We start from the raw sequence: 22,764 nt of genomic DNA, 5'->3' as shown, positions 1-22,764 counted from the left end.
TGATGGACAAGGTCTATCGCAGAGACGTCCTATGGCGCGCGTGGGTTTCGGTGCGTGCTAACAACGGTGCACCGGGCATCGACAGGACCACCCTGGCTGAAATCGAGGAGTACGGGATTCTCCGGCTGCTCGATGAATTGGCCGTCGAACTCCGGGATGGCCGTTATCGTCCATTGCCTGCTCGTCGGGTGTTGATCCCCAAACCGGGACTCAGGGGCGATTGGCGGCCGTTGTCAATCCCGTCGGTTCGTGATCGGATTGTGCAAGCTGCGGTGAAGATCGTGTTCGAACCGGTCTTTGAGGCGGACATGCTGGCCTGCTCTTTCGGGTTCCGCCCGAGGCGGTCGGCGCACGACGCCCTGCAAGTGCTCATGGACGAGCACGGGCGGGGCCGCCGGTGGGTGGTCGAGACGGATATCGCCGATTACTTCTCGGCGATTCCGCATCAGAAGTTGGTGCGAGCGATCGAGGAACGCATCTGCGACCAGTCCCTGCTGAAGCTCCTGCGACAGGTTCTGCGCGCCGGGGTGATAGAGGAGGGGCAGGTGCGACGTGAGGTCACCGGCAGCCCGCAGGTGCCAATTTGCTGAATTCATTTGAGGGGGGGCGAGCGGATGAGCGGGCTCCCTGGCGCTGTCCACTCCACGGAATGCGTGTGAGAAGCCTCGCGGCGGCACGCTTCTGCGAGGCTTCTCACACGCAGATTTGAAGTCGGACTTAATTGGTGAAAACTATTCTGTCAACCCGAGGAAGAGAAGTTGGAGGTTCTTCCCCGTACCACGCGTATTCAAGTCCAGACAAGGCACCTGCTTGAGTCCAAATAATGATCTCACCGATGATTTCGCCAGCCTCATCAACCACCGTGGCTTCTACTGGAGCTATTCCTGACGGTAGAGATGCTGCGGGATAGTCCCCGGAAACTTGTATGTCTATACTCACGGATCCGACTCCCCAATGCGCCACAATCTCAGCATTGTTAATTTGACAGCGAAGTTCCGCCGCTCCGGGAAAGTCGGAGTCCAGCAGGTGCCCTAAAACAGCTCGCTCTTCAGAATTCAACGGGTGGGGCTCAACCGGAACTGGCATCCGTCATACTCCCACTCTTGCTGTGGTGCCGGTGTTTGCCCGAGTAGTACGGCCGGTCGGCGGCCGCACGTCGATCGGGATGAGTGTGCCGTCCAGGACGACGAAGGCGTATCCGGTGCGCTTGGCGGTGCGCAGCGCCCGGTCCAGGCTGGGCGAACGCTGTCTGAGCAGGGCCGCGGCTTCGTGGACGTAGCGCCAGGAGGTGGCTGAGCCAATGCCGAATCCTGCTGCCACCTCGGCGAATGTCTCACCCTTGCGCAGGTGGACCAGGACGAGCATGGCCTGCCGGCCGGGGTTGAGCCAGGTGGAGCCGATCGAGGCTCGATGACGGCGGATCACTCCCGCCAGGTAGGTCAGGGTTCGGCGTGACAAGGGCAGCGCAGCACGATAGAACAGCAACTCGAAGGTAGAGGCCCCGCTTGATCTGCGGGACCTCTACGTCATCCTCGTAAGATTAAGTGCTCGTTTCCTGGTCGAGGCGCCGTATTACTGGATTATTCTCCAGTTCCGGAATCTCTGAAGTCAAACAGGAGTAAGCATCTTGCAGGAATTTTCGCAAAGCTTCTAGAAGTTCTTCCCGCTCGACGGTGGCGTGCCAGTGTCGTTTGGATGAGGTTGCGACAGCGAGATCGCCTGCGCAGCGCAGGCTGATGTATTCTTCACGTTCAGTGAATCCGAACCCCCCTTGCTCTCCTATCGTGATGCATTTCATGGAATGAGAGAAAGATAGGGCCAGGTCTATAAGCGTTACAAAACTTCTTGCGGAGATGATTTCGATATCCTCGATCAGTATCTCAATATTGACCGCGCAGTACTTGTAGCAGAGATCTGTTTCATTGATGTCGGCTGGATTGTCTCGATTAGCCATGTCCCAAGTTTTCCGCCATGGAGATCCCGACTCCGGGAGGGTGAAGGAAATCTTAATCACTATGTTCCCCTGTGATCAATTTCTGGTTCAGAACGGGAAGGCGGTCACTGCTTTTCCGTCTCGCGCGACTACACGAATTTTTGTTAGATCTTCATTGTTATTTGCCGGCCCGGATTTGCCGATTGTCGTCCCAAGTCCAAATCATAGATCTCGCCACCCCGTCGCTCGCTCGTGGCGGGGTCTGGTGTGTTCGGCTTCGGGGTGCTGCGGTTGATCGTATCGATGATTCTCTGACGAACAACTTTCTCCTTGCCGGTGAAAACCCCGCTTCATTCCGCGCGAGCTGGAGAGAACGGGGGATCCCCGCGCTCGCGGACAAGGCCTACCAGATGGCTAGAGCCCGATCGGCCGCTCCTTACAAAGAGGAGGGACGAGCCGGAGTCGTAGAGGCGGACCGACTGGTCGCATACGCGTCTTCGCGGTCCGGGTGAGTGGGTGAACGCACAGCTCAAGAGCCGGCCGTACCCTCCCGGAGGCTCCGCTGCAGCTCTGGCCGGGCCGGACACATGTGCAAGGCCGTCGGCGTTCTTCAGAATCACCGGGCCGCGCGCCGATGAAATAAGGTTCACTCCCAGGCTCGCCTATGCTGGGCGCACAGTGAGGAGCCCCACCGAATCAATATCCGGCAGGGCTCCTTGGAGACAGTCAACGCTTGCGTCGATCCTGACGAGAGGACTACCGAGATATGCCCTCACTGATGGGAAGTAGTACGGATCTTAAACCATCGATCGCGGTCTGAGCCTCCTCTCTCGCTCCGGCATCGACCCAACTCCTCCAAAACCAGCCGTCCGCAGGCAACACCACTTCGAGGGCTCGAATGGCAGAGGCGGCTAGTGTGGAAGGAATTGGCTTGTCGAGCCATCCCGTGACGCTTGGATAATCTTCATTCCATGCCAGGGAGCTACCAGCCGGGGCGTTGGCCGCAACGATTGCAGCAGCAGCTATTACTTCCTCGGGAAGTACGGGGGAGTTTGCGCTGTCTCCCGCCGCAATGGCGGAACGGAACATTTTCTCGACGACTGCTAGTCTCTGCGGTGCAGACTGCTCTTCTAGATCGTCGAGGAAGTCCTGAGCGGTATAGCTATCGAAAGGGCCTGACCCCCAGGTTCCCACCACAAACTCCATTCGAGACTTACGGTAGATATTTAGCGAATGGAACACGGATTTCCGGATCTTTCTGATTCAGGAGAGTCCTGCCCCTCTCCTTCACTCCTTCCATCACCGATTGCTCAGTAGAGCCGACCCTGCCCTACCTGGTCCACCTGCGTAAAGGCCAGACCTACGCTGAACTCGCGGCAGGCTTCGGGGTATCGGCGGCGACCGCGTGGCGCTATGCCGGGGAGACGGTGGCGCTGCTGTCGGGGCGTTCGCCGAAACCCGGGCGGGTGCTGCGCAAGGCCGGGCGGGACGGGGTGCGGTACCCGGTGCTCGACGGGACGCCCATCCGCACCGACCGGGTCAGGGCCGACGGCCGTACTTCTCCGTCAAGCACCGGTCCCATGGGGTGAACGTCCAGGTCATAGCGTCACCGGAGGGGGCGCTGCCCGGCGGGGTACACGACCTTACGGCCGCCCGCGCATGGGGCATTCCACGCGAACCGGGCAGGGCCGGGATCCTCACGCTCGCGGACAAGGCCTACCAGGGGGCGGAGGGGCCGACCGCCACGCCGTACAAGAGCAGGGGCAAGCCCGACTCGCAGAAACGGGCCAACCGTGCGCACGCCCGCCTCCGCGGTCCGGGGGAACGCGCGAACGCGCAGCTCAAGAGCCGGCGCATCCTCCGTAAGCTCCGCCCAAGCCCCGGCAAGGCGGGGCATCTGTGGAAGGCGATCGTGGTTCTTCAGAATTACCAGGTCACGCGAGGATGAAATGGGCTCACTTGACAAGTTTTCCCAGGTGGGGAGAGATCCGTGCCGATCTGGTGGCCGCTTCGGATGGAGAAGAGGCTGTAGCCGAGGCTCGAAAGCTCAGCCAGGCGTTCATGGACGGTCACAGGCTTGCCGAACGACGCGATGCCATGGGACTGTCACAGGCAGATGTGGCCGACAGGATGCGCGTGCCCAAGAGCAGGGTCTCCCAGATCGAACGGGGGGAGATTTCCACGGTCGAGGCGATAGCCCGGTATGCGGAGGTACTCGGCGGAAGCGTCTTCGTGCGAGCCGATAAATCCCTGGAGGGGAGCAGTGTGGGCATGAAATCTGCGGCAAAGTCAATGGGGCGGGTGGTGCTTGGCGTGAAGGAATAGGCGAAGAGCGTGTGTTCCTTCTGAACGGTAAATATGTTGGGTGTAAGAGATGGTGGAAATAGAGACCTTCCTGAGGCGCCCTGACGGGACGTTCCTGGCTGTGGGGGCCTGCTGTACTGCTCCGGCAGACCTCGATTACATCGAGGGTGCGATACGGATATGCGTTGATGGGGTAGAGATCATCGGCCTTGAGCACTGGGACTACGTAGATCAGCTCTGGTGTTACATTGCCGAGATGGTGGCGCGCTTGCGTTCTTATGGGTATGCGGAAACATGCTTTCCTGATCAGCCCATCAACCTGTCTATGCAGGTCTCCGGGGTGCGTACCTTGGTGGTCCTGAAGGCGGGCGAAGGGAGGAAGCAGGTAAGCGCTTTAACCACGGATCTACTGAAGGCTGTTAAATACGCAGGACTGAGTTTCTTTGATAAAATGTCCGAGCTGGCGCCGGGTATTTCTTATGCTGATGGGCAAGAGCGGTTGTCGAGTTTGTGAGTGGAGTTCGTCGGGGCGCCTGAATTCGACCCGATGGCCCCTTGATATCAGGCGATCGCCATGGATCTGAAAAGGGTCCGGTGTGGCCAGCTGTATAGTCGATGCGGGCACTTTTCGATGAAGCTGGAAAGGTCGCCTGAGGTGACAGTCGGGAAGAATAGTGGCGGGAGAGTTTTCGGTGCCTGTGGTCGATGTCGAGGTTGGGGTTTTGAGGCGATCTCCATGTGGGAGACGCATATCGTTCGCAGGGGCGTTCGATTCTGCCTGGCAGTGCCGGTTCTCGCTTAGTTCAATTTTGGTTATAGCGGTTATGGTGGTGGGGCGGAAGGGGGTGGTGGTTCGATGGCGGAGAATGGAAGCCGTTTCGGAGGTGGTCGGGAGTGGGTAGGCCGGGAGTCGATCTCCAGGCGAAAGCGATCGAGGCCATGGCCTATGGGGTGTCGCTGATTTCAGCTCTCTTTCTTGCCGGTTTCAGCTATGCGCTGTCTCCCTACACCTATGGACATGGTGTCGGTGGCCGGTTGGTTGACCCGGATACCGTCGCTGCCCTTAACTTGTTCACTTCGACATCCATAGTGATGGGCGGAGTAATGCTCCTTCTGAAGAGGAACTCGAAGCTGAACGTCGTCACCTCCGCAGTCGTCGTTGTTTTCGACTTGGCCAGGATCGTCTACCTGAACACGCTCAGTTAATCGGGTCCTTCTGGGAGCTGACGTCAGCCATGCGGTGCGATGTGCGGACCTGCGGAGTCCCGGAGTTGCCCAGGTCGGCGATGCAGAAAAATGGACGAGGTGGGCCGTGGCCGTACCGCCATGGTCGTGTGGCCGAGCAACGTGCCGCATTCGAGCAGGAGCTCCCGATGCCGTGGGAGGTTCGTTGAACGCGTTCTCTCGCCGTCGGTGAGGTGAGCGCTGGTCGGTTAAAGCCCCGCCGCGTAGGTTGCCAGGGGCCATCGGGTGAGCGACAGGTTCGAGTTCATCGACGTCGAGTGCGCCGAGCAGCGGAAGACACTCGGCACAGACTCTTGGTGGCACGGGCCTCTTCAAGAAGCAGCTGACGACCTTGTCTGAGGAAGCCGCGGGTCCCGCACAACGGTGTAGTAGTACCCAATACCGCGTCTTCGGTCGTTGAACTGCCTTGTGCGAGGACGTGGGGTTATCCCTTATCCCAGGTGTTGGGCGACGGCTGCCGCGGTGGCTTGCCAGATGGGGCTGGTGGGGTTGATGACGGAGAAGTGGTCGCCGGGGGCTTCGAGGTAGGTGGGGGGTTCGCCGGCGGTGTGGGCGGCGAGGGTGTAGCGGCGGGCGGCGTCGAGGAGGTCGGGGTCGTCGTGGGTGCCTTGGACGATGAGGGTGGGGACGCCGAGGGGGAGGCGGGCGAGGGGGCTGGAGGCGGCGTAGACGTCGGGGAGGGCGTCGGAGGTGCCGCCGAGGGCGGCGGCGACGGCGCCGGAGCTGACGTGGCGGCGGTCGGCTTCGACGAGGTCGAGGACGCCGGCGAGGGAGATGGCGAGGGCGATGTCGTGGCGGTCGGCGGCGGCGCGGAGGGCGAGTTGGCCGCCGGCGGAGTGGCCGGCGACGGCGAGGCGGGTGAGGTCGAGCGAGGCGCCGAGGGCGGTGGGGTGGGCGGCGTCGCGATCGGAGGCGGCGGCGCGGGTGTCGCGGTCGGAGGGGTCAGGGTCGGTGTGGACGTCGCGTTCGGAACGGTGGGGGGAGGCGTCGAGGGCGGTCAGGGCGTCGAGGGCGGCGTGGATGTCGGCGGTGGTGGCGTCCCAGCCGTGGAGGTCGGGGCGGCGGTATTCGATGTTCCAGGAGGCGAAGCCGCGTGTGGCGAGGTCGGCGCTGAGGGCGTCCATGAGGTCGGCGGCCCAGATGGAGCGCCAGTAGCCGCCGTGGATGACGGCGACGACGGGCACGGGGGCGCCGGGCGTGGCTCCGGCGGGGAGGCGAAGGTCGCCCCACTGGTCGGGGTGGGGGCCGTACGGCACGCGCCGGGCGGGGTGGCGCAGACGGTGGACGGCGTGGCGGATGGCCCAGGTGAGGCCGTCGATGCCTCTGCCGTACAGGTGTGCGTCGCCGTGGGGCACGTCGACGGGGCCGGTGTGGGTGAGGTCGAGCCAGACGACGCCGGGAACGGCTCCGGTGACGGGGGCTCCGGGGCGGGGCTCGGTCATGAGGCGGCGCAAACCCGGGTCGGGGCCGGGGATGACGACGGCGGCCCCGGCGGGGATGGCTTTGAGCGCTTCGTCGGCGTCGGCCACCGGGACGACCCAGCCGGACACGCCGAGCGCGGCGAACTCGCGTTCGGCGATTTCGCCGAGCAGTTGGGCGTCGGCGACGACCCCGGGGCCTATCACCACGATTACAGACGTCACAGTTCTGGATCATAGGCTGTGGGATGTCGCGACGACCGAACGGCAAACGCCGACGGATGTCGTAGCACCTGGGACACCTGGGCATTCGGGGGAGCGGCGTTACTTGTCCTGACCTGCAGGCCGGCGCACTTGATTGCGGTTGAACCGTTTGCCCTGCGGAGTGCTTGTGCCCATATATCCGCCTTGTGGTCTTAGCTAGCAGGCATGCTCCGCCTGTTCGATTTGTCGCTCTATGACCTGATGGAGCGATCCAGGCATTGGAATTTTGCTGTCACTGACAATGTTCTCGATGAACAGAATCTCCCTCCGGAACCAATTCGGTCGGCCGACCGGCAGGGCGCATATGTGCCCCCTGGTAGACACAGCAAGACGGCCCGTGCGAGCAAGAACAAAGCTTGCGAACACGGGCCGCCGACGTCTTGTGGAGCTATGGGGACGGCCGCGGGGGTCAAGGCCGAGGGGCGGGGTCAGGTGCGGTGGCGGCGGGCTTCGCCGAGGAGGAGCCAGACGAGGTAGGCGCCGCCGATGGTGACGGTGACGACGCCGACGGGGAGCTGGCTGGGGGCGAAGGCGCGCTGGGCGACGAGGTCGCTGGTGGCGAGGAGGGCGGCGCCCATGAGGGCGGAGGGGAGTACGGCGGTGCCGGGCGTGCGGGCGAGGCGGCGGGCGAGTTGGGGGGCGGCGAGGGCGATGAAGGCGATGGGCCCGGTGGCGGCGGTGATGACGGCGGTGAGGGCGACGCCGGTGACGATGAGGGTGAGGCGGAGGGGTTCGACGCGCAGGCCCATGCCGCGCGCGGTGTCGTCGCCCATTTCGAGGATGCGCATCGGCCGGCCGAGGACGGCGGCGATGGGGAGGATGGCGGCGAGGACCGCGGCGACGGGGATGAGGTGTTCGTGGCCGACGCCGCCGAGGGAGCCGGCGCCCCAGGTGGCGGCGGCGAGGGCGGTGTCGAGGTCGGCTTTGATCAACATCCAGGTGTTGACGGAGGACAGCAGGGTGCTGATGCCGATGCCGACGATGATGAGGCGGAAGCCTTGGACGCCGCGCTTGTAGGCGAGGATGTAGACGACGGCGGCGGTGGCGATGCCGCCGACGAGGGCGCCGGCGGCGACCTGGTAGTAGGTGCCGCCGAGGATCATGATGACGGTGACGGCACCGGTGTAGGCGCCGGTGTTGAAGCCGATGACGTCGGGGCTGCCGAGCGGGTTGCGGGTGAGCGACTGGAAGATCGCGCCGCTGGCGCCGAGGGCGAGGCCGCCGAGGACGGCGAGGGCGACCCGGGGGAGCCGCCATTCGACGACGACGAGCTGGGCTTTTCGACTGCCTTCTCCGCTGAGGGCCTGGAGGACCTCGGTGGGGGTGATGCCGAACTCGCCGGTGGTGAGGGCGAAGACGGACACGGTGGTGACGACGGCGAGCAGCCCGAGGCAGAGGGCGGTGACGCGCAGGTCGAGGCGGAGGGAGAACGGGCCTCTGCGGGCGACGCGGACCGGGCGGCCGAAGGGGAGGGCGGTGCCGTACCCCTCGGAAGACGGTGGTGTCTGGGTCTTCACAGTCCGCTGACCTTTGTCCTTCTGACCAGGGCGATGAGCACCGGCACGCCGATGAACGCGGTGACGATGCCCGCCTGCAGTTCGCCGGGCCGTACGGCGATGCGCCCGATGATGTCGGCCGTGAGCAGCAGCACGGGGGAGAGCAGGAGGGCGGAGGCGACGATCCACCGCTGGTCGGGCCCGACGATCCAGCGGGCGATGTGGGGCACCATGAGGCCGATGAAGCCGATGGGGCCGACGGCGGCCGTGGCGGCACCGCACAGGAGGGTGACGGCGACGACGCCGAGGAGGCGGGTGCGGCCGAGGTTCGCGCCGAGCGCGCGGGCCGTGTCGTCGCCGAGGGCGATGGTGTTGAGCGACCGGGTGAGGACGAGGGCGATGACCAGGCCGGTGAGGATGAACGGGGTGACTTCGCCGACGACGGCCATGTCCCTGCCGGTGAGGGAGCCGGCCGTCCAGAAGCGCATACGGTCGAAGGTGTCGCGGTCGATGAGCGTGATGCCGGAGCTGACGCCGCCGAGCACGGCGCCGAGGGCGACGCCCGCCATGGTGAGCCGCACGGGGGTCGCGCCGCCGCGCCCGCGCGAGCCGATGAGGTAGACGGTGACGGCCGCGCAGACGGCTCCGGCGAAGGCGAACCAGATGTAGGACGTCAGGCTGGTGAGCCCGAACAGCGCGATGCCGGCGACGGCGGCGAACGCAGCGCCGGCGTTGACGCCGAGGATGCCGGGGTCGGCCAGCGGGTTCCTGGTGAGCGCCTGGATGAGCGCCCCGGCGACGCCGAGGGCGGTGCCGGTGAGCAGGCCGAGCAGGGTGCGCGGGATGCGCAGGTCGCGGATGATGACGTGGTCGTTGGAGTCGTTGAACGCGACGAAGGACTCCCACACGGTGGCGAGGGGGATGTTCTTGGACCCGACGGCGATGCTGAACGCCACGATGACGGCGAGTACGGCGGAGGCCAGCACGAGGAACGCGACGCGGAGCGCGACTCCCCGCGCGATCCCGGCGCCGGTCGGCGGCGCGCCGACCGGCGGTGGGCCGTCCGGCGGTGCGTCGGGCGCGGCGGGTGGGCCGTCCGTCGTTCTCGCGGGCGGCCCCGCCACGCGGGGCGGGGCCGTACCGTTCGTCGTCGCCGGGCGGTCCGCGTCGGCGCGCCGGGTCGAGTTCACAGGCCCACTCGGTCGAGTGTCGCGTCCACTTCATCCTGCACGAGCTCGGGGTCGCGGCCGGACGACCAGGCGGCGTCGATCTGCTGCTTGATGGTGGCGTCGAGGTTCTCCCAGCCCCGCTCCCACTCCTCGGCGCGGTCGGTCCAGTAGCCGATGACCTTGTAGGTGTCGGCCGCCATGCCGCGTTCGTGCCGCAGGTAGCGCCGTACGCCGCGCAGGGCCTTGGTCTCCCCGGCGACCCACACGTAGCCTCGGCCGTCGGGCCAGGGGACCGACCGCAGGGCCTCTTCGAGGGCGCTGGCGGCCACGCCGTTGCCCATGCCGTGCAGCCAGGTGAAGCGGGCGTCGGCGGCGGTGGCGATCTGCTGTTCGTGGCTCGGGTGGGCGATCTCGGTGATCACGTGGACGGGGGTGCCGGGGGCCATCTGCTCCAGGAGGCGTCCGATGGCGGGCAGGCCGGTGGCGTCGGCGGCGAGGATCTGCCACGCGGCGTCGGCCGGCGGGTCGTACAGGCCGCGGGGGAGGCCCATGCCGACGGCGTCGCCCGGTTTCGCATTGAGGGCCCAGGTGCTGGCGACCCCGCCCTCGTGGACGACGATGTCGATGGTGACCTCGCCGGTGGCGGGGTCGAAATGGCGCACGGTGTAGCACTGGTCGACGGAGACCTCGTGCTCGACCCGCTCCCAGCTCCCGTCGGCCTTGAACGTCGGCATGACGATCTCGCCGGTGCTGGTGGGGAAGTAGAGCCGGAGATACTCGTCTCCGACGCCGCTGGTCTCGAAGGTGCTCAGCTCAGGGCCGCCGAAGACGATCCTGATCATTCCGGGCGTGACATAGGTGCTGGACTGTACGGTGGCCATGCGCGGTCTGTCTGCCACTTTCGTCCTTTCGTGGTTCCGTGGTCGTGTTTCCGTGGTCGGGTGGGGAGTCCGGGTGGGCCTGAACGGGGCCTGAACGGGGCCTCGGTGGGGCCTGGGCGGGGCCTCGGTGGGCCCGGGTGGAAACGTCGCGGGCAGCCGAATCCGAGAAATCCAGACTTAGGTAAGCCTTGCCAACCTTTACTCGGTGCAGTGCCGTACGGCAACAGCCCCCTATCGCCAACCGGTCATGACGTATCGCAAACCAGCCATAAGGGCGGCATTTGGCGTGTTTGCGATACCACCTAGCAGGTTCGCGACGAGCGCACCGGACTCGGCTCGGTACCGTCTGTGATCGTGCCCACCTCAGCGACCTCGGCGTCACCCCCGAAACCCCACACTCCCGGACAAGTCCTTAAACATGCGCTCACTGCCAGCGGCCGAGGCCGCCGGCTGTTCGGCGCCTCGGCGGGGCTGACAAGCCACCAGGTGGCTGAGGCCCTGGTCCCCGTCATGATCGGGGTCGTGATCGACCAGGCGGTCGCCACCGGCGACACCGGAGCGCTGGTCCGCTGGCTCGTGGTCCTCGCCCTGCTGTTCACCGGCCTGCTCCTGTCGTGGCGCTTCGCCGCCCGGGCGTCGGCGGTGGTGGAGCAGCGCGGGGCCCACGCCGTACGGATGTCGGTGCTGAACCGGGCGCTGTCGCCGCGCGGGATGCGCACGGCGCCGATGCCGGGCGAGCTCTTCTCGGTGGCGACCTCGGACGCGCTCGGCGTGGCGGGCTTCACGCGCACGCTCAGCACCAAGCTCGCCGCCGCGGCCGGGGTCATCGCCGCGGCGGTGTCGCTGCTGATGATCTCGCTGCCGCTCGGACTGCTGGTCCTGCTCGGCACCCCGCCGGTGCTGCTGCTCATGCAGGTGGTGGCCAAGCCGCTCGAACGGCGCACCGTCCACAACCAGGCGTTGGCCGCGCGGGCGGGAGCCATCGCCGGCGACATGCTGAGCGGGCTGCGGGTGCTGGGCGGGATCGGCGCGCAGGGCGTCGCGGCGCGGCGCTACCGCGAGGCGAGCCGCGAGTCGCTGGCGGCGACGCTGCGCGCCGAGCGCACCCAGGCGTGGTACACGGTCGCCGCCGACAGCGTGACGGGCGCGTTCGTGGTGCTGGTCGCGGTGCTCGGCGCGTTCATGGTGGCCGACGGCGCGGTCACACCGGGAGAACTGGTGGCGGTGGTGGGCCTGGCGCAATACCTGCGCGGCCCCCTCATCGACGTGGCCTACTTCGGCGCGGGCCTCGCCGCCTCGCGCGCCTCGGCGCGGCGGGTGGCCGACCTGCTGAACGCGGAGGGCGCCGTCGGGACGGGCGCCTCCGAGGTGCCCTCCGGCGGGGGAGAGCTGCGTTTGGACGGCGTGGACGCCGGGCCGCTGCGAGGCGTCTCGCTGACGGCGCGACCCGGGGAACTGCTGGGCGTCGTCACCCTGGACGCCGTCCAGGCGCGGGCGCTGAGCGACCTCTGCGCCCGCCGTACCGACCCCGAGGCGGGCGCGGTGCTGCTCGACGGGGTGGCGCTGTCGGACCTCGACCCCGACGCGGTGCGTCGCGCGGTCGTCGCGCCGCCCCACGACCCGGTGCTGTTCGCCGGCACTCTCCTGGACAACGTCGTCCCCGGCGCGGAGGAGGGCGAGGCCGGCGATACCGCCCTGGCGGCCCTGCGGGCGGCGTGCGCGGACGAGGTGGCCGACGGGCTGCCGGGCGGCCTGCGCGCGATGGTGGCAGAGCGCGGCCTGTCGCTGTCGGGAGGCCAGCGGCAGCGCGTCGCGCTGGCCCGCGCGCTCGCCACGCGCGCCCGGGTCCTCGTGCTGCACGACCCGACCACCTCGGTCGACCCGGTGACGGAGGCCAGGATCGCCGACGACGTCCGCGGCCTGCGCTCCGGCGCCACCACGCTGCTCATCACCGGCAGCCCCTCGCTCCTCGCCGCCTGCGACCGCGTGGTCGTGATCGGTGAGTACGGCGTCAGCCACGAAGGCACCCACGCCGCCCTCCTGTCCGAGGTCCCGGCCTACCGAGAGGCGGTCCTCGCGTGAGTCTGGACACCGATCTGAACACCGACCTGAAGGCCGATCCGGACACCGGCGCCCGGCGGCCCGACGAGTCGCTGGAAGCGCTGATGCCGGTCGCGACGACCGCGCAGACCAGGCGGGCCGCCATGGCGCTCCTGCGCCCGCACCGGGGCCTGGTGGCTCTCGCCGCCGCGCTGCTGACGGCCGCGACGCTGACCGGGCTGGCCACGCCGATGCTGCTCGGCCACCTGGTGGACGTGGTGATCGAAGGGGAGGACGTGACCCGCCTCATCACGCTCACCGGCGTCGCGCTCGCGGGAGTCGCGGCGCTGTCGGCGGTGCTGAACGCTGTGAGCCACTACTACGTCATCCGCGCGGGCGAGCAGGCCGCCGCGGGGCTGCGCGAGGAGGTCATGGAGCACGCCCTGAACCTCCCGCTCGCCCAGGTGGAGCGCGCCGGCCGGGGCGACCTGGTCTCGCGCGTCACCAGCGATGTGCGCGTGGTGACCAGTGCCACCTCCGAGGTGCTGCCGAAGTTCGTGTCCGCGCTGCTGACGGTCGGGTTGACGATCGTGGGCCTCGGCGTGCTCGATTGGCGTTTCGCCGTGGCCGCGCTGCTCGCCGTGCCCATCCAGGCACGCGCACTGGTCTGGTATCTGCGCAGGTCCAAGCCCATCTACGCGGCCGAGCGGGCCGCCGAGGGGCAGATGGCAGGGCGCGTGCTCGACTCGGTCGGGGCCGCCGACACGGTCACCGCGCTGCGGCTCGGTCCGGCGCACCTGCGCGCCGCCGAGGACAAGTCGAACGCCGTCGTGTCGCTCAGCCTGCGGACCGTTGTCTTGATCACCCGCTTCTACGGCAGGTTGAACCTCGCCGAGCTGGTGGGGCTGTCGGCCGTACTCGTCGCCGGCTTCTTCCTCGTGTCCGACAAGTCGGTGACCGTGGGGGCGGCGACGGCGGCGGCGCTGTTCTTCCACCGGCTGTTCTCCCCCATCGGGCAGCTTCTCGGCCTGTTCGACGACCTGCAGGAGGCGGGTGCGGGCCTCGCCCGGCTCGTCGGCGTGACCCTCGTCGAGCGCCGCCCCGAACCCGCCGACCCTCCCGCTCCGCGCGACGCGTCCGTAGCGGCGGACGGCCTCGTGTTCGGCTACCGCGACGGCCGTGACGTCCTGTCCGGTGTATCCCTGGCGATCGAGCCGGGCGAGCGGGTCGCGGTCGTCGGCACGACGGGCGCCGGCAAGTCCAGCCTCGTCAGGGTGCTCGCCGGCGTCCACGAGCCGCGCCACGGCTCGGTGCTGCTCGGCGGGGTGCCGCGCGCCGAGCTCGGGATGTACGGCACGAGCCGCGCCATCGCCATGGTCACCCAGGAGGTGCATGTCTTCGCCGGCACCGTCGCCGACGACCTGCGCCTGGCCGCCGGCCCGGACGCCGGCGACGGCGAGCTGCTGGCGGCCCTTGAGGCCGTCGGCGCGCGGAGCTGGGTGGAGGCGCTGCCGGACGGCCTGCGCACCCGCGTCGGCGAGGGGGCGTGGTCGCTCACCGCGACGCAGGCGCAGCAGCTCGCCCTCGCCCGGCTCATGCTGGTGCCCGCGCAGATCGTCGTGCTGGACGAGGCCACCGCGGAGGCGGGCAGCAGCGGGGCGCTGGCCTTGGAGGCGTCGGCCGAGGCCGTGATGCGGGGCCGTACGGCGATCGTCGTGGCCCACCGCCTCCAGCAGGCGGCGCGGGCCGACCGCGTGATCGTCATGAGCGAGGGGCGGATCGTCGAGCAGGGCACCCACGACGACCTCGCCGTCGGCACCGGCGTCTACGCGCGGCTGTGGGCGGCCTGGTCGGACACGCGACCGGCTCAGGCCCCGACGGACCAGCGCGGGTCGGCCATATCCGGAGGAAACGTGAAGTAGTGGCCGGGGGTGCGGCCGGTGACGCGGCGGAACACCGACACGAACGCGCTCGGCGTGCTGTACCCCACCTTCCGGCTCACCACCGACACCGGCATGCCCGCCGCGAGATACGTCAACGCGGCCCGCACCCTCACCTGGATGCGCCACTGCGCGAAGCTCATGCCGGTGCCCGAGGAGAACATGCGGGTGAGCGTGCGCACGCTGCCGCCCGCCACGGCCGCCCACTCCGCCAGGCTGCGCGGGTCGGCCGGGTTGGCGATCAGCGCCCGCGCCACGGCCTCCGCCCGAGGGTCGCTGGGCATCGGCACGTCCAGCGCGGCCACCTCAAGCGGCTGCATCATGTCGAACACCACGTGCTCGGCCCTGGTCCGGGCGGGAACCGGCATGTCGTACGCCCTCATGTGCAGGAGGATCTCCCGCAGCACCCTGCTGACGGCGACCGGTCCCGTCGAACGCCACGCCTCCGGGTCGAGGGCGGCCGGGACGAACGCCTCCGGGCGGAAGTACGTCATGTAGAACGAGCTGCCGACCGTGGCGAAGACCTCGTGGACGGTCCTGCTCGGCATCCACAGCCCGACCGTGGGCGGGATCTGCCACCTCACGTGGTCCGCCAGCACGGTCACACCGCCCGACACGCCCCACAGGAGCGAGTGCTCATAGTGATCGTGCGGTTCCCAGCGGCCCTCCGGCGGCAGGCTGGTCCGGCCGAACCATCCGGTCGACATCGCATAGGGCGGGAAGACCGCCCGGTCCGAGGGGAGAACTGTCACGCCTTGATGCACGATGAGCAGTATAGAAACCAAGCTTAGGTATGCCTCACCTCACCTCCCCTTTGCCTCCGCGCCAGGTGCGGGAGACAGCGGACGCCACGGCACCGGGGTCGAGAGCACCATCGTGCTGGACGGCTGGCCATGCGGCGCAAGCCGGTCGATGAGCTCCTCGAAGGCCGCCATCGACGCGGTCGCCACGCGCAGGATGCAGCACGTGTCACCGGTGACGCGGTCGACCTCCAGGATCTCCGGCCAGGCCGTCACCGCGCCGTCGCGCAGGATGCAGCGGGGCCCGTAGCAGTTCATGCGGATCACCGCCGACACGGGCCGCCCGGCCAGCGCCGGATCCACCCTGGCGTGGTAGCCGGTGATGACGCCCGTCTCCTCCAGCCGCCGCACCCGCTCGGCGACGGCGGGGGCCGACAGGTGGACGCGGCGCGAAAGCTCGCTGAACGACAACCGGGCATCGGCCTGGAGCTCGGCCAGCAGCGCCCAGTCCATAGCGTCCATGGTCACTCTCCGTCATTCGTAAAGCCCGATCTCCTGATCGCCTTTCGATCGAGAACTCGGGCGGGCGATGTGCCGTCGATCCATCATTACGCTCGGGCCACGGCGAAACGACCATAAAGGGGTGCGAAGAAGGAGGCCATCATGATCACCCCGACGAGTGCCGAGGAGCGGGCGGCCACGACGGAGGTCAACGGCGGCCGGCCCACGGTGGACTTCGACCAGGCGACGCCGTACGACGACTACGTCGGCACGGCCGTACTGCACGACCTGCAGCGGACCATGACCGGCGAACCCGAGGAACTCGCGTTCCTGGTCACCACACAGGTGATGGAGCTCTACTTCGGCCTGCTGCGCAGCGAGTGGCTGCTCGTACGGCGGCTGCTCGACGACGACGACCTCCCCGGCGCGACCGCGGCGCTGCGGCGCAGCGTGCGGCACTTCGAGGCGCTCAACGCCTCGTGGGCGTCGCTGAGCTGGATGACCCCCGCCCAGTTCAACGGGTTCCGCGACGCGCTGGGGGAGGCGTCGGGATTCCAATCGGCGATGTACCGCCACGTGGAGTTCCTACTCGGGCTCAAATCCGCGGTCCAGCTCCGGCCGTACCGCAGGGCCCCGAAGATCTACGCCGGGCTCCAGGAGGCGCTGGCCGCGCCCAGCCTGTACGACGCGGTGCTCGCCCACCTGTCCAGGCGCGGCTTCGCCGTGCCGGCCGAGGTGCTGGAGCGGGACCTGACCGAGGAGTACCGGCCGCGCGACGCGGTGGAGGCGGTCTGGGTGGAGGTGTACGGCTCCGCCGACACGGCCTTACGCGAACTGGCCGAGGCGATGATGGACGTCGCGGTGCAGTTCTCCGACTGGAAGTACCGCCACGTGGTGGCCGTGCGCCGGTCGATGGGCGCCAAACCCGGATCAGGCGGCTCGAACGGGCTCAAGTGGCTGGAGCAGAGCATGCGCCGCGACATCTTCCCCGAGTTGTGGACCGCCCGCACCTTCATGTGACACCCCCCGAACAACCACATAAGAAAGAGGAATCCCCGTGAAAGTGACAGTCGTGGGGGCGGGGCTGGTCGGCTGCCTGCTCACCTGCTTCCTCGCCCGCCGCGGGCACGAGGTGACGCTCTACGAGCGCCGGTCCAACCCGAGGAAAGCGGGCGCCGAACGCGGCCGGTCCATCAACCTGGCGATCTCCGAGCGGGGAATCGACGCGCTGCGCCGCGTCGGCCTCGACCGGCAGGTGCTGGCGGGAGCGCTCCCCATGCCGGGACGCATGATGCACGCGGTCGACGGCGCCCTGACCTTCCAGCCCTACAGCGCGGACGGCACGCGGGCGATCAACTCCATCAGCCGGGGCGACCTCAACCGCATCCTGCTGGACGCCGCCGAGGCCATGCCCGGCGTCGAGGTGGTGTTCGACCACCGGCTCACCGGCCTGTCCGAGGCCACCGGCACACTCTCCTTCGACACGCCGGGCGGCCCGGTGGAGGTGGAGAAGGCGCAGGTCGTGCTGGGAGCCGACGGCGCGTTCAGCGCGGTGCGCGCCCACCTGCAGTGGCGGCCCGGCTTCGACTTCAGCCAGGACTACCTGGACTACGGATACAAGGAACTGACGATCCCCGCCAAAGACGGCGGCTACGCCATGGACCCCGGCGCGCTGCACATCTGGCCGCGCGGATCATCGATGATGATCGCCCTCCCCGACCCCGGCGGCTCGTTCACCTGCACCCTGTTCTGGCCGAAATCCGGACCCGGCAGCTTCGCCGACCTCGACACCCCGGCCAAGGTGGAGGAGCACTTCGCGCGCCACTACCCCGACGCCCAAGCTCTGATGCCCGACCTGCTCGACGACTATGCCCACAACCCCGTCGGGCACCTCGTGACCATGCGGTGCTCACCGTGGCAGATCCAAGGCGAGCAGACCGTGGTCGGCCTCATCGGCGACGCCGCCCACGCCATCGTGCCCTTCTACGGCCAAGGCGCCAACGCCGGCTTCGAGGACTGCGTCGAACTCGACCGGTGCCTGGCCGAGACCGGCGACGACTTCGCCGCCGCCCTGCGCCTCTACCAGGACCGGCGCAAGCGCCACGCCGACACCATCGCCGAACTCGCCCTGGACAACTTCATCGAGATGCGCGACAGGGTGGCCTCCCGCGCGTTCCTGGCACAGAAGAAGGTCGAGCACGCCCTGGAGCGCGCACTGCCGGGACGCTACGTGTCCCGCTACGAGCTGGTGTCCTTCAGCACCGTGCCCTACGCCGACATCCGCCCCCGCCTCACGCGCCAGCGCACCCAGGTGGCCGCCGCCCTCGCCCTCCTCACCGCCGGCCTCCTCGCCACCCGCGCCCTCCTCAAAGGCCCCCGCGCCAAGCCCTGAGAAATGTGACCCCGCCACGAATCCGAGCCGCGCGCCACCACGCCGGATATAAGGATTTGTTATATTGGCAGCATGGCATGGGAGATCACACTGTACGCGGAAGTGAACGCCTGGTTCCTCGACGTCTGCAAGAACGATCCGGCCACTGCGGAAAAGGTTGAGGAAGCGCTGGACGAGCTCGCCCTACAGGGGCCGAAACTCGGTCGGCCGTTGGTCGACCGGATCCACCACTCCCGTGTCCTGCACAACCTTTAAGGAGCTACGACCCCGGGTGCCGGGCACGGCGGAGGCCCGCCTACTGTTCGTTTTCGACCCCACACGGGAGGCGATCGTGTTGGTCGCCGGTGGCAAGGCGGGAGTGTGGAACCGGTGGTGCCACACGGCGATCCCGCTGGCGGAAGAGCGCTATGCCGCGTACCGGGCTGAGATGGAGAGGGAGGAACAGCGATGAGTGAATTCGTGAAGTGGTCCGACACCAAGGCCAAGATCCGCGAAATCGATCCCGAGTGGGACTCGCCTGAGCGCGTAGCCGTTCGGGAGACCGATCGTGAACAGCGGCGGGCGGAGCTGCGCGGTGCCCAGCTCGCCGAGATGCGCAAGCGTCTCGGTATCTCCCAGAAGCTCCTCGCCGAACGCATGAGCATTTCCCAGGCTCGCGTCTCCCAAATCGAGCACGGTCAGATCGGCGGACTGGACGTCCTGCGTTCCTACGTCGTCGCCCTGGGCGGAACGCTGGACGTTGTGGCCGATTTCGGGGACCACACCGTCAAGGTCGCCTGAAGGGTCGGCGACGATCAGCTCATTGGCCTCGGGGCGGCCCCGGCGCGTTCCTCGCGCTCGTCACACACGGGATGAACCTGCGCTTGCGGGCGGGGAAGGACCCCTCGCGGCTCCGCCGTACGACGGCCGCAGTGTTCGACGCCGACGGCGGCCGCACATGTGGCGGCGGCCCTTCCTCCGGAGAGGAGGGGCCGCGCGGGTGTCAAGGCCCGTTACTCCTCGGCCAGGATGCTGCCGTAGGCGCGGGCGGCCAGGTCGGCCAGGAGGGTGTGCGCGCCGATCGGCCGGGCGTGGCGGGCGCCGATGGCCTCGGCGGCCTCGGCGATCAGCTGGTCGGCGTCGGGGCCGATCACACAGGGGGACAGGGCGATCCGCTCGGCGCCGATGGCCCGCAGCCGCTCGGCGGCCTCGGCCACGCTGTCGTCTCTGTCGAGGCAGGCGGCCATGACCGGCAGGGTGAGGCGCGAGGCCAGCAGCACGGAGGTCGTCTCGACCGCCCGCATCGCCTCCGGCCCGCCCGCAGCGACGACGATCACCGCGTCGACCGGGCTCGACACGCTGAGCAGGCGCACCCGGTCGGCCCTGGCCAGCCCCGCTTCGGCCAGCCTCAGGTGCAGCGCCTCGGCGAGGAGCGGGTGGGGGCCGAGCGGCTCGGCCACGACGGCCGCCGCCGTACAGCCCTTGACCGCCTCGGCGATGAGCCGGTCGAGCCGCGGCTCCGGCCCGACGGCGACGGTCACGACGATGGCCGCCATGGCGCCCTCGGGCCTCACGGTGCCGAGCTCCTCGATCTCGGCGGTCAGGACGCCCGGGTCGCCGTCCAGGCCGATCAGACGCACCTCGATCTGCGGGTTGTCGGTCCTGATCAGCGAGGCCAGATCGTCGGCGACGTCGGTGGGCTCACCGGCCGTGACGAGGACCAGGGCGGGCGCCTCTGGCGGGAGCTGAGCGGGCACCGGCCGACGGTGACGGCCGGACGGCCGAGGGGCGCGCTCGCGTACGGGCAGGGTCGAAGGGAAAGATCCGTCACTCACAGCGCGGAGTTTAGGGCCATTCAAGATGGTTTGTGTCCGGTATCGGCGGCAATTGGGTCACAACAGCCACAGTAGCTATGCCCCACTCCTCCGGAAGTGCCATCCACCCCCACACGAACAGGCCATATCCGCCTATAGCGGGTCTGCGCCGGTCTGATTCTCGTGCTCCCGGAGCTGCTCCCGGGGCTGCTTCCGGGGCTGCTTCCGGAGCGCGCGCTGGACGGCCGCGACGGTGGCGGCGGGGTCGTCGGCGAACAGCCGTACGGCTTTCGCCCGGCCGCGGCCCGGCACCTCGATCTCATCGGTCAGGGTGACGACGACGTTGGTCTGCGAGGAGACGGCGACGTGGAGGGCGCCGGGCGCGAGCCGTACGGTGCCCTCCTCGTTGAAGCGGTGGTCGATCCGCGCCCCGGCGACCAGGGTGTACGGCACGCGCAGCTCGAACAGCGTGCCGTAGCGCACGAGCAGCCCGTCCGCGCCCACCACGTGCGGGCGCACCTCGCAGGCCGCGATCGTCGCCAGCACTCCGACGACTCCCGCGACGTCCAGCACGAGGACGATGAGCCGGATCCAGAGCGGCACGTCGAACGCTTGCAACAGCACTTCGAGCGCCACCGTCTCCACCGCGAGCACGCCGGCGAAGATGAACATGACCATGCGCTGCTGGGCCGCGTAGCCCGCCGCGGTGTCTCCGGTGGCCACGTCAGCGCGCCGTGCCGCCCACCTCGGCAGGTCGGCCAGGGCGTGCACCTGTGCCTTCAGCACCGCCCGGATCATCGGCCGCGCCCGTCGGCGAGCAAGTGCATGGCACGGCGTATCACCGCGGACTGGGCCGGGGAGAGGCCCATCTCGGCGACGAAGTCGCCCACGGAGGGATGGGTGCCGGGGGCCGACAGGTTGCCGCGCAGCGACTCCGCCATCTCCTGCGGGATGTGACCGATCAGCTCCACCGCGAGCTCCTCGATCCGGGGGTCGTCCACGTCGGCGTCGGCCAGTTCATCGATGCGCCGGTAAAGGTCGATGCCGCGTGCCATCGCCTCGGGCTCGCGCAGCGGGCTCATCATCTTGAGGGTCTGCCGCTTCAACGCCGGGTCGGCGGTGGTGTCCATCAGCGCGAGCATTTTGCGGTCCGCCCGGAACATCGCCGAGTCCGGCAGCGGGACGCCGCCGAGGAGCTCCGCCAGCTCCGGCGACACGGCGTCGTCGGGATGCGGGGTCTCCTTCGAGATGAGCACCGCCAGCCGCGCCCGGCGCACCTCGATGGCCTCCTGCTGGCACGCCAGGTCGTGGTCCAGCTCCTTCAGCATCTCGCGCAGCTCCGTGCCGGACGAATCCGCCAGCACGTCGCGCACCTCCGCCAGGCTGAGCCCCAGCTCCGTCAATCGCCGAACCCGCGCCAGCAGTACGGCGTCCCTGAGCTGATACTCCCGGTATCCGCCCGACGTGCGCTCCGGCTCCGGCATGACCCCCTGCTGGTGGTAGTGCCGTATGGTCCGCGTTGACACTCCGATCAGCGCGGCCAGCTCTCCGATCCTCATACGCCCATGAAAAACCTTGACGTTGCGTCAACGTCAAGTCGTCTGTGGCGACTTCGTGGAACTGAGTCCCGTGCAGGTGAGCGGGCGTCTCTGTTCTCTGTGAACTGATCGTTCACCTACGATCGCAAATCGTAGAAGACTCCACAAATCTCAGCGAACTACTCAAACCCCGGATGGGGATATGCCACTGGGCCGCGTGCCAGGAGGTGCTGTTGACCGCCGCGTTCACGTCGGCGTGCGCGGTATGCCCGCACGCCGTGCACAGGAACCCGGCCTGGGTGGTGCGGTTCTCCCGTGCGCGGTGCCCGCAGCGCGAGCAGGTGCGGGAGGTGTAGCGGGGGTCCACTGCGATCAGCTCCCGACCGGCGCTTTCAGCCTTGTGCGCGAGGACCCGCAGGAACACCCCCCAACCCGCGTCCAGGATGCTCCGGTTGAGGCCGGACTTGGCGGCGACGTTCCGGCCCGGCCGCTCGACCGTGCCGGCGGCGGAGCGGGTCATGTTCGCGATCTTCAGGTCCTCGTGGACGATCACGTCGTAGCCGCGGACCAGCGCGTTCGCGGCCTTGTGCGCGCCGTCCAGGCGCTGCCGCCGCACCCTGGCGTGCAAAGCGGCCACCCGGGCCGGCCATGGCCAGAATCGACCTGAACGCCCTCCCTGAGCCCATGCGCGAGGTCATGGCGGCCTATGCCGATCCGGCGTCGTTGACCAGACGCTCGCTCGCCGTCGTCACGCCCCCGCTGGACCACAACAGGCCGCAGGAGCAGGCTGCGGAGATGCCCGCGACCAACGGCATCTGTACGGCTCGCGCCCTGGCGCGCTTCTACGCCGCGCTCATCGGCGAGGTGGACGGGCACCGCATTCTCACTGCCGAGACCTTGGCCGCCGCGACCGCGGAACAGGCCCGCGGCATGGACCGCATCCTGCGCGTGCCCGTCCGCATAGGCACCGGTTTCGGTCTCCCGACGCCGGACGCCTTCTGGTACTCACCGACCGCCTTCGGCTTCCCCGGCCGCGGCGGATCGCTCGGCTTCGCCGACCCGGCGACCGGCCTCGCGTTCGGCTACGTCATGAACCGCGTCGAGGAAGGC

The 22,764-nt window shown here is 68.4% G+C and carries 24 protein-coding genes and 2 pseudogenes; 13 read left to right on the top strand and 13 right to left on the bottom strand.

Annotation, left to right across the window (positions count from 1 at the left end; all coding sequences use genetic code 11):
- On the top strand, positions 1-590 hold a 590-nt coding region (locus tag BLQ73_RS29345), incomplete at its 5' end, for a reverse transcriptase domain-containing protein (protein ID WP_093175841.1).
- 518 nt (positions 591-1,108) lie between these two features.
- Here BLQ73_RS29345 and BLQ73_RS29340 read toward each other — a convergent pair.
- From BLQ73_RS29340 to BLQ73_RS35175, 3 genes and pseudogenes are all read right to left on the bottom strand, one after another.
- Positions 1,109-1,485, bottom strand: a pseudogene (locus BLQ73_RS29340) (helix-turn-helix domain-containing protein); the annotation flags it as partial.
- 55 nt (positions 1,486-1,540) lie between these two features.
- Complete coding sequence (locus BLQ73_RS31855; RefSeq protein WP_143020502.1) at positions 1,541-1,954, bottom strand: hypothetical protein; 414 nt, start codon at positions 1,952-1,954, stop codon at positions 1,541-1,543.
- 735 nt (positions 1,955-2,689) lie between these two features.
- Positions 2,690-3,139 (bottom strand): DUF4259 domain-containing protein, encoded by a 450-nt coding sequence (locus BLQ73_RS35175; protein ID WP_093175836.1) that lies wholly within the window; start codon positions 3,137-3,139, stop codon positions 2,690-2,692.
- A gap of 110 nt (positions 3,140-3,249) precedes the next feature.
- On the opposite strand from BLQ73_RS35175, the pseudogene BLQ73_RS29325 reads away from it, so the two are divergent.
- The 4 genes and pseudogenes from BLQ73_RS29325 to BLQ73_RS29310 all read left to right on the top strand — a co-directional run.
- Positions 3,250-3,881, top strand: a pseudogene (locus BLQ73_RS29325) (transposase); the annotation flags it as partial.
- A gap of 11 nt (positions 3,882-3,892) precedes the next feature.
- Complete coding sequence (locus tag BLQ73_RS29320) at positions 3,893-4,258, top strand: helix-turn-helix domain-containing protein (protein WP_093175831.1); 366 nt, start codon at positions 3,893-3,895, stop codon at positions 4,256-4,258.
- Between the two features lie 49 nt (positions 4,259-4,307).
- On the top strand, positions 4,308-4,751 hold the full coding sequence (locus BLQ73_RS29315) for a hypothetical protein (RefSeq protein WP_093175828.1): 444 nt from the start codon (positions 4,308-4,310) through the stop codon (positions 4,749-4,751).
- A gap of 380 nt (positions 4,752-5,131) precedes the next feature.
- On the top strand, positions 5,132-5,443 hold the full coding sequence (locus tag BLQ73_RS29310) for a hypothetical protein (protein ID WP_093175826.1): 312 nt from the start codon (positions 5,132-5,134) through the stop codon (positions 5,441-5,443).
- Positions 5,444-5,913: 470 nt separating this feature from the next.
- Here the strand turns inward: BLQ73_RS29310 and BLQ73_RS29305 are convergent, their stop codons facing one another.
- The 4 genes from BLQ73_RS29305 to BLQ73_RS29290 all read right to left on the bottom strand — a co-directional run bounded on the left by BLQ73_RS29305 (position 5,914) and on the right by BLQ73_RS29290 (position 10,728).
- The gene (locus tag BLQ73_RS29305; RefSeq protein ID WP_093175823.1) at positions 5,914-7,125 is read right to left on the bottom strand and encodes an alpha/beta hydrolase family protein; all 1,212 of its coding nucleotides are present in this window, start codon (positions 7,123-7,125) and stop codon (positions 5,914-5,916) included.
- Between the two features lie 467 nt (positions 7,126-7,592).
- Positions 7,593-8,681, bottom strand: coding sequence for a FecCD family ABC transporter permease (locus BLQ73_RS29300; RefSeq protein WP_093175820.1), 1,089 nt, complete (start codon positions 8,679-8,681; stop codon positions 7,593-7,595).
- Positions 8,678-9,850: an iron chelate uptake ABC transporter family permease subunit gene (locus tag BLQ73_RS29295; protein WP_218126078.1), complete on the bottom strand. Its 1,173-nt coding sequence runs from the start codon at positions 9,848-9,850 to the stop codon at positions 8,678-8,680. Before BLQ73_RS29295 ends, BLQ73_RS29300 begins: the two co-directional genes overlap by 4 nt.
- Positions 9,847-10,728: a siderophore-interacting protein gene (locus tag BLQ73_RS29290; protein WP_218126077.1), complete on the bottom strand. Its 882-nt coding sequence runs from the start codon at positions 10,726-10,728 to the stop codon at positions 9,847-9,849. Before BLQ73_RS29290 ends, BLQ73_RS29295 begins: the two co-directional genes overlap by 4 nt.
- 468 nt (positions 10,729-11,196) lie before the next feature.
- Between BLQ73_RS29290 and BLQ73_RS29285 the strand changes: the two genes are divergently transcribed.
- The gene (locus BLQ73_RS29285) at positions 11,197-12,792 is read left to right on the top strand and encodes an ABC transporter transmembrane domain-containing protein (RefSeq protein ID WP_245691541.1); all 1,596 of its coding nucleotides are present in this window, start codon (positions 11,197-11,199) and stop codon (positions 12,790-12,792) included.
- Positions 12,789-14,672: an ABC transporter ATP-binding protein gene (locus tag BLQ73_RS29280; protein ID WP_245691540.1), complete on the top strand. Its 1,884-nt coding sequence runs from the start codon at positions 12,789-12,791 to the stop codon at positions 14,670-14,672. Before BLQ73_RS29285 ends, BLQ73_RS29280 begins: the two co-directional genes overlap by 4 nt.
- On the opposite strand, the gene BLQ73_RS29275 is transcribed toward BLQ73_RS29280, so the two are convergent.
- Together BLQ73_RS29275 and BLQ73_RS29270 are read right to left on the bottom strand one after the other, a co-directional pair.
- Positions 14,618-15,454 (bottom strand): helix-turn-helix domain-containing protein, encoded by an 837-nt coding sequence (locus BLQ73_RS29275; RefSeq protein WP_218126076.1) that lies wholly within the window; start codon positions 15,452-15,454, stop codon positions 14,618-14,620. The genes BLQ73_RS29280 and BLQ73_RS29275 overlap by 55 nt on opposite strands.
- A gap of 39 nt (positions 15,455-15,493) precedes the next feature.
- Positions 15,494-15,952 (bottom strand): Lrp/AsnC family transcriptional regulator, encoded by a 459-nt coding sequence (locus tag BLQ73_RS29270; protein WP_093175810.1) that lies wholly within the window; start codon positions 15,950-15,952, stop codon positions 15,494-15,496.
- A 141-nt stretch (positions 15,953-16,093) separates the two neighbouring features.
- On the opposite strand from BLQ73_RS29270, the gene BLQ73_RS29265 reads away from it, so the two are divergent.
- From BLQ73_RS29265 to BLQ73_RS29250, 5 genes are all read left to right on the top strand, one after another.
- Positions 16,094-16,951, top strand: coding sequence for a tryptophan 2,3-dioxygenase (locus BLQ73_RS29265; protein ID WP_093175807.1), 858 nt, complete (start codon positions 16,094-16,096; stop codon positions 16,949-16,951).
- 37 nt (positions 16,952-16,988) lie between these two features.
- A complete protein-coding gene (locus tag BLQ73_RS29260; RefSeq protein ID WP_218126075.1) occupies positions 16,989-18,323 on the top strand; it encodes an FAD-dependent oxidoreductase in 1,335 nt (444 codons plus the stop codon).
- 72 nt (positions 18,324-18,395) lie between these two features.
- Positions 18,396-18,578 (top strand): hypothetical protein, encoded by a 183-nt coding sequence (locus BLQ73_RS34875; protein WP_338056667.1) that lies wholly within the window; start codon positions 18,396-18,398, stop codon positions 18,576-18,578.
- Positions 18,579-18,594: 16 nt separating this feature from the next.
- Entirely contained in the window at positions 18,595-18,774 is a 180-nt protein-coding gene (locus BLQ73_RS34870; protein ID WP_338056666.1) for a type II toxin-antitoxin system RelE/ParE family toxin, read from the top strand.
- Positions 18,771-19,103: a helix-turn-helix domain-containing protein gene (locus tag BLQ73_RS29250; RefSeq protein ID WP_093175802.1), complete on the top strand. Its 333-nt coding sequence runs from the start codon at positions 18,771-18,773 to the stop codon at positions 19,101-19,103. Before BLQ73_RS34870 ends, BLQ73_RS29250 begins: the two co-directional genes overlap by 4 nt.
- Positions 19,104-19,315: 212 nt before the next feature.
- Here the strand turns inward: BLQ73_RS29250 and BLQ73_RS29245 are convergent, their stop codons facing one another.
- The 4 genes from BLQ73_RS29245 to BLQ73_RS29230 form a co-directional block, all read right to left on the bottom strand.
- Positions 19,316-20,059 (bottom strand): sirohydrochlorin chelatase, encoded by a 744-nt coding sequence (locus BLQ73_RS29245; RefSeq protein ID WP_245691539.1) that lies wholly within the window; start codon positions 20,057-20,059, stop codon positions 19,316-19,318.
- A gap of 210 nt (positions 20,060-20,269) precedes the next feature.
- On the bottom strand, positions 20,270-20,902 hold the full coding sequence (locus BLQ73_RS29240) for a hypothetical protein (RefSeq protein ID WP_093175797.1): 633 nt from the start codon (positions 20,900-20,902) through the stop codon (positions 20,270-20,272).
- Between the two features lie 8 nt (positions 20,903-20,910).
- Positions 20,911-21,675, bottom strand: coding sequence for a helix-turn-helix domain-containing protein (locus BLQ73_RS29235; RefSeq protein ID WP_093175794.1), 765 nt, complete (start codon positions 21,673-21,675; stop codon positions 20,911-20,913).
- Between the two features lie 112 nt (positions 21,676-21,787).
- Positions 21,788-22,282 (bottom strand): RNA-guided endonuclease InsQ/TnpB family protein, encoded by a 495-nt coding sequence (locus BLQ73_RS29230; protein ID WP_245691538.1) that lies wholly within the window; start codon positions 22,280-22,282, stop codon positions 21,788-21,790.
- A gap of 20 nt (positions 22,283-22,302) precedes the next feature.
- On the opposite strand from BLQ73_RS29230, the gene BLQ73_RS29225 reads away from it, so the two are divergent.
- A partial coding sequence (locus BLQ73_RS29225) for a serine hydrolase (protein ID WP_143020501.1) occupies positions 22,303-22,764 on the top strand: 462 nt, incomplete at its 3' end.

It is taken from the genome of Sinosporangium album (assembly GCF_900100605.1).
Lineage (GTDB): Bacteria > Actinomycetota > Actinomycetes > Streptosporangiales > Streptosporangiaceae > Sinosporangium > Sinosporangium album.
This window is presented reverse-complemented; position numbering and strand designations above follow the sequence as displayed.